Here is a 2,586-nt window from a genome sequence, read left to right on the forward strand (position 1 = left end):
CAGGCCGGCGGTTATCCCGCAGACACCGATCGCCTTGGCCAGCCGCCTGAGGAGTTTAGCGCGCACGATCGAGAACCCCTTCGCTGTGGCATCCGGCGATCGATCGGACGCCCCCTGGGGGGCCCCCCCCCCCCCCCCCCCCCCCCCCTGTGACGGCAGCGGCGGCTGTCGACCAACTTAGGCAATTCCCCGCCGTGCGTATGAATGGCAGCTCCTCCCGGAAGCCGCCAAAAAGTCATTTGATTCAGCGGTCCAGCGGCAGTGCGCCCCGGTCGTTCAGGCCATGCCTGCGCGTTGGAGAGGCGGTCGCACATCATAATTGTGCTGACCGCTCGTCCCGCGAAGGCCAGATAACAGCTTTGTTGCTTGGCTTCAGATGGTAAGGAGGCCGCAACTGGTCAGCGGCAACGCGCCGCGCCTCGCACACTACGTGGAGCATCAAGATGTTCAAGAAGAGCCCCGCGACTCTGGAGGTTCGGAAGGCGGTGCCCGACGACGTTCCGGGTATTCTGACACTTATCGCCCGGGCATATCCTGGCTTCGGCAACTACAGCGCCGGTCAGGTCAGCGGCCATATCAACAATTTTCCCGAGGGCCAGTTCGTAGCCATCCTCGCAGGTGAGATCGTCGGATATTGTGCTTCGTCGCGGATCGACGAGGCGATCGCACTGTCGTCCCATGACTGGGCGACGATCACCGGCAACGGGTTCGGAAGCCGCCACGATGCGACGGGAGACTGGCTGTACGGCATCGAGATGGCAGTCGACGACCGACAGCGCGGGCTACGGATAGGCAAACGCCTATATGAGGCACGTCGTGTGCTTGCGGAGAGGCTGGAACTCCGCGGAATTGTGTTCGGGGGGCGCATGCCCGGTTACTCCAAGGTCAAGAACAAGGTGGACGGCCCAGAGGATTATCTAGCCCGGGTTGCGGCCGGAGAGTTTCGCGATCAGGTGATCAGCTTCCAACTGAGCAATGGCTTCAAGCCAATCGGCGTGCTCTCGCGCTACCTGCCAAATGACAAGGCTTCGGAGGGGTTCGCCGCGCACATGGCCTGGCGCAATCCGTATGTTGACCCGAACGAGCCGCCGGCTTTCCGCGTACCACGTGACGTGGAAAGCGTCCGCCTCGCCACGGTACAGCTTCAAGCCCGCGCAGTGAAGGACTTCGCAGAGTTCGTCCAAAACGTTGAATATTTCGTAGACGTGGCGGCCGACTACCGGTCCGACTTCGTCGTCTTTCCTGAGCTCTTCACCATGTCCCTACTCTCGTTCGAACAGGAGGATCTGTCGCCGATGGAGGCGATCGATCGTATGACGGAGCATCGCGAGCCAGTTGTCCGGGAGCTCTCTCGGATGGCATTGCGCTACAACATCAATATCATCGGCGGATCGCACCCGACCCGTACGCAAGATGGGAGCATTCAAAATGTCGCCTATGTTTGCCTGCGCGACGGGTCGGTTCATGCGCAGGAGAAAATCCATCCCACGCCAAACGAGGCATATTGGTGGAAGATCAAGGGCGGCAGTTCAGTCGACGTGATCCAGACGGACATCGGGCCGATCGGCGTCCTAATCTGCTACGATAGCGAATTCCCGGAACTCGCTCGCCGACTTGTCGACGAGGGCGCCCGTATCATCTTTGTGCCCTTCTGCACGGATAATCGGCAAGGTTATATGCGGGTGCGTTACTGTGCGCAGGCACGTGCAATCGAGAACCAATGCTTTGTCGTTCTCTCCGGAAATGTCGGAAATCTTCCAGGTGTTGACAATATGGACGTTCAATATGCGCAGTCGTGCATCCTTACGCCGTGCGACTTCCCATTTGCCCGAGATGGTATCGCAGCGGAAGCTAGCGAGAACATTGAGACGCTTACGATCGCAGACGTTAATCTCGCCGACCTAACTTGGGCGCGCGCGGAAGGGACGGTCCGCAACCTGGCGGACCGACGCTTCGATCTTTACCGGATCGATTGGAACCGCAGCGCGCCACGCGATGTAGGACCGCCCGAGGAGAAGCCGCGCGGCTCGAAAGCGCCGGGGGGCGGCTGAGCGCCCGATCCTGGAGGTTGGGAAAAAATCCCTTCGATTCCTGATTTTTGAGAGCATTTTTTATTGATTGTTTACGGTTATGGCTCGAAAATGCGGCGTGAAGGCGCGAGGGCGTTTCGCCACGGTAGAAACGCTCATGCTCCTCTGGCTAATCAGAATGGCGGGTGGCAGGGTTCCGAAAGTGCCTCGATTGTCAACCCCTGTCGAAAGCGCCTCTCGCCGTCGGGCATGCGAACGGCGGTTGCGGCTCACGAGGTGGCGGCACTCGACCAACTCACGCCGTTCCGGTGTACCACGGTGAAGGTCCGCTCGCGCCGGAAGCAGTCATTAACTGGCACGACAACTGCAGCAACGCGCGCACATTAGTCATTCCGCAGCCACAGGCCAAAGCCTGAGACTTGCCGTGTCGAAAACACCTGAGGCTGTTGAAAAAGGCCTGCGCGAAATAGGCGTGGCGGATGACTGGTGACGCCGGCCACCGAAGGATACGCCCCGTATCAGGCCGGCGCGGCCTGCCGGGCGAGCAGTTGAAGGT

1 protein-coding gene is annotated in these 2,586 nt (G+C 60.3%); it reads left to right on the top strand.

The genetic code is table 11. The features are described 5' to 3' along the window. Nucleotides 1-443 precede the first annotated feature (443 nt). A complete protein-coding gene (locus tag U1872_RS22110; RefSeq protein WP_332795034.1) occupies nucleotides 444-2,051 on the top strand; it encodes a nitrilase-related carbon-nitrogen hydrolase in 1,608 nt (535 codons plus the stop codon). Nucleotides 2,052-2,586 lie beyond the last annotated feature (535 nt).

The organism is Parasphingomonas frigoris (assembly GCF_036663815.1).
GTDB lineage: Bacteria > Pseudomonadota > Alphaproteobacteria > Sphingomonadales > Sphingomonadaceae > Sphingomonas.

Excerpts from the sequence above, each read along its gene's own strand:
- U1872_RS22110 (WP_332795034.1), top strand. The coding sequence starts at position 444 with ATGTTCAAGAAGAGCCCCGCGACTCTGGAGGTTCGGAAGGCGGTGCCC.